Source organism: Chromobacterium haemolyticum DSM 19808 (genome assembly GCF_000711885.1).
GTDB lineage: Bacteria > Pseudomonadota > Gammaproteobacteria > Burkholderiales > Chromobacteriaceae > Chromobacterium > Chromobacterium haemolyticum.
Genome location: NZ_JONK01000061.1, coordinates 1 through 3,291 on the forward strand (window position 1 = coordinate 1; position 3,291 = coordinate 3,291).

The following is a 3,291-nucleotide window of genomic DNA, read 5'->3' on the forward strand; positions in this document are numbered from 1 at the left end:
AATACATCTGACTTGGCCAAGTCGCGGGTTTTGTAAATCCGTTTGCGGATACGCTCCTTCTTCAGACTGTGAAAGAAGGACTCTGCCACGGCGTTATCCCAGCAATTGCCACGTCGGCTCATGCTGGGTTCAAGGTCGTGGGAGGGGCAGAAACAGCGCCAGTCATCACTGCGATATTGCGACCCTTGGTCCGAATGAACCAGCACACGACCGGTAGGCTTGCGCCGCCACAGCGCCATCAGCAGAGCGTCCAACGCCAATTCGCGGTTCAATGTCGGTTTCATCGACCAGCCCACCACCTTGCGTGAGAACAAGTCGGTCACCGCCGCTAGACAAAGCCAGCCCTGCCAGGTGCGGATGTAAGGTAATGTCCGTTACCCAGGCTTGGTCAGGCTGTGATGTCGTGAATTCACGGTTCAGATGGTTGGGGGCTACCCTGCAATGGGCCGTGGGGCTTTATAGCCGCGCTGAGCCTTGATTCTGTGTTGCCGCATGATTCTGGCGACACGATGCTTGCCACACAGTTCGCCGATTTTGCGCAGGTCGCCCAGAACACGGCGAGATCCATAGACCCCCACCACTGGCCTGCCACGAGTCACGAATCAGAGCCAGTAATCTAGTATCTTCCTTGGCGTGGTCGGACTCGGGGCGATGTGGCCATTGATAGAAGCCGGCGCGGGCAACTTGCCACAAACGGCACATGGTCGTCAGTGGCCAGGCATGACGATGCTCGTTCATGAAGCGGTACTTCACTCGGACTCCCTGGCAAAGTACCGCGCGGCTTCCCAAGAGACTCCCTCGACAGATGGCGCAGGTTGCAATTGCAACTCAAACCCAAATAACGCTGCACGGCAACGAAGTTGCTTGACCACACGCTCTCGATACTGTTGCTTATAGTAGTCTGCTCCAGGATCTCGATAGTCCATGCCAAATCGCATCGCGTTGTAAAACAGCACCGCAACCTTCCGTGCAGTTGCCGTGACGGCTTTGGCGTGGCCAATCCTGGCGGCAAGACGACGATAAAAGGCCCCAAGCGCGGTATTGCTCCGCCCAATCGCAACGGCGGAAAGTCGGAGAGCAACGGTGACTCGGTTGCTGGTTTTACGCGTATGTGCTGAAAGAATCTTGCCGCCGCTGATCTTGCAACCTGGGGATAGCGTCAACCAGGACGTGAAGTGCTTTGCTGTTGGCCAACGGCTCAAGTCGGTTCCACATTCGGCAATCAACCGCAGAGCAAAGAATGGGCCGATACCGTGTATTTGAGTCAAATCGGTCCCTGCAAGTTGATACATGGCCGTACGCACGTCAAAGTCAGGATCGCTTGGCATCCTGCTGCGGTGCTTGGCTTTGGGAAGCGGAACCTCTGGCGCAGGACGGCAAAGGTTCAGTCTGGCCACGGTCCTTTCAATTTCTTGATCACACTCCTCAATACAGTTCTGATAGAAATCGTATAGTGCCAGAGCTTGTTTGAGCGCAAACACATGCTCTGGCCGATGGTTACCGACCAATGCGGCCCGGATAGTCGCCAGGCTCTCCTTGCACCGGACATCACGCATGGCTGCCAACTTGTCCGGGTCTCGCTCACCGGCGACGATAGCTCGGATGATTCTCATCCCAGTCACGCCTGTAATTGTAGCAATCACATGGTGGAGCTGCAGATTCATGTAGGTCCGCGCCTTCTGCATGTGCTGAATGTGCGCGGCAGCGTAATCGGTATGCCGCTCGCGCGCTCGCAGATAGGCTCGGGGTTCAGCAATTTCTCTTCCTGGTTAGAAGCTTGTGCGTAACAACCCGCATGCGTGAAGTCGTCGCAGCCATTGCGCATCATTAATATCGCTCTTTCTGCCAGGAACCGGACGCGTCTCCCGCGCATTGGCCAGAATGACCTCCAGCCCGCGGCTTTCAAGCACTTCAAATGCGGCTACCCAATAAACCCCCGTCGATTCCATCGCAACAAGTTTGGATACCCATGGCAACCAGCCAGTCAGCCATCCTGACCAAGTCGCTGGTGAAGGACTGAAAGGTTTGAACAGGCTCATCGCTAATATCCGGATTGATGGCTACAACATGAAAGCGCGAACCGATGTCGATTCCCGCTGCAAATGGATGAATGATCAGAAGCCCCGCTGGCTTTGACTGTGCTTGATCGCGAGACATGATCCACCTCCTGACGGTCATACGCAGGACAGGGATTCGGATTGATCAATTTCCTAAATGGGGTCGTCCGAAGACGCCACCACAGACGGGTCCGCAGCTTCCCCTGGGCCAAGTTTTTGACGGGGTTTACGCCACCAAGAAGCAGTCGGCGACAGTCCATGCGTACTGTGAGTGTAGACCGCCAGAGTTTCTAGACATAAGGGCCACGGAAAGGGCGTGTGGGCGGTTTTTTAGAATATCTCGCTCTTCTTCTGTACGCCGCAGTTGCGCCTTAAGGCGAAGGATTTCGCTCTTGGCCTCGATCAGCTCGGTCGCCTGCTTCTCGGAGTTATCTGGACTGACCGCTTTCACCCATTTGTAGAGGCTGTGGCTGGAAACCCCAAGTCGGGCGGAAACTTCGGCAACCGAGTAACCGCGCTCAGTTACCTGTTTGACGGCTTCTTCTTTGAGTTCAGGCGTGAAACGCTGTGTGCTCATGGACATCCTGCTATGCTAAAATCATAGAGCAGGATTGCCTACAGAAGCGGGGACAGTCCAATCAGTTACTGGCACGTCCCTTGGTCGCCAATCAAGTCTGGTCGATAGACTGCGTGTTCGACCGGACGGCAGAGGGGAGTGTCATCAAGAATCAGGCCGTGGTCAATGATACCACGCATGAGGCAGTGGCTATTGTTCCGGAACGTGCGATGGGGGTCTGAATCTGACGCGTGTCCTCAACCAGCTGGTGACGACGCGTGGCTTGCCCAAAACCATCAGGGCCGATAACGCAGCCGCGCGATGTTGACCTGGGCACACGCTCGTGGGGTCAGATCTTTCTCATTGGGCTAGGCAAGCCCAATCAGAACGCTTAATTCGAATTGTTTAACGGGCGCTTTCGGGATGAGTGCTTGAATGAACACTGGTTCACCAGCCTGCCCCATGCCTAGGTCGTCATCGAAGCCTGGCGTAGGGAATACAACAACGAAAGGCCCAAGAAAGCACTGGGTGGTTTGACGCCGACTGGCTATGCCGAATCACTTGAAGAGAAATCAGATAAATTTGACCTCCTCCCGGAAAAACGTAGCGGCGAAAAGTAGAGATTTCTGACAAATTTAAGCCCATCCGGGCAGGAGGTTTGTCATGAAAAAATCGAAG

General features: G+C 55.0%; 2 protein-coding genes and 3 pseudogenes. 1 reads left to right on the forward strand and 4 read right to left on the reverse strand.

Going from position 1 to position 3,291, the window contains the following annotated elements:
- From BR71_RS19675 to BR71_RS19685, 4 genes and pseudogenes are all read right to left on the reverse strand, one after another.
- Positions 1-783: pseudogene (locus tag BR71_RS19675) on the reverse strand (IS3 family transposase); the annotation flags it as partial.
- Positions 750-1,685 carry a transposase gene (locus BR71_RS25080; RefSeq protein ID WP_341860357.1) on the reverse strand — a complete coding sequence of 312 codons (936 nt, stop codon included), beginning with the start codon at positions 1,683-1,685 and terminating at the stop codon, positions 750-752. The gene BR71_RS25080 and the pseudogene BR71_RS19675, both read right to left, overlap by 34 nt.
- 226 nt (positions 1,686-1,911) lie before the next feature.
- Positions 1,912-2,157, reverse strand: coding sequence for a hypothetical protein (locus BR71_RS24675; protein WP_208854914.1), 246 nt, complete (start codon positions 2,155-2,157; stop codon positions 1,912-1,914).
- Between the two features lie 228 nt (positions 2,158-2,385).
- Positions 2,386-2,634 (reverse strand): annotated as a pseudogene (locus BR71_RS19685) (transposase); the annotation flags it as partial.
- Positions 2,635-2,702: 68 nt separating this feature from the next.
- Here BR71_RS19685 and BR71_RS23920 point away from each other — a divergent pair.
- Positions 2,703-3,233, forward strand: a pseudogene (locus tag BR71_RS23920) (integrase core domain-containing protein); the annotation flags it as partial.
- Between the last annotated feature and the right edge of the window lie 58 nt (positions 3,234-3,291).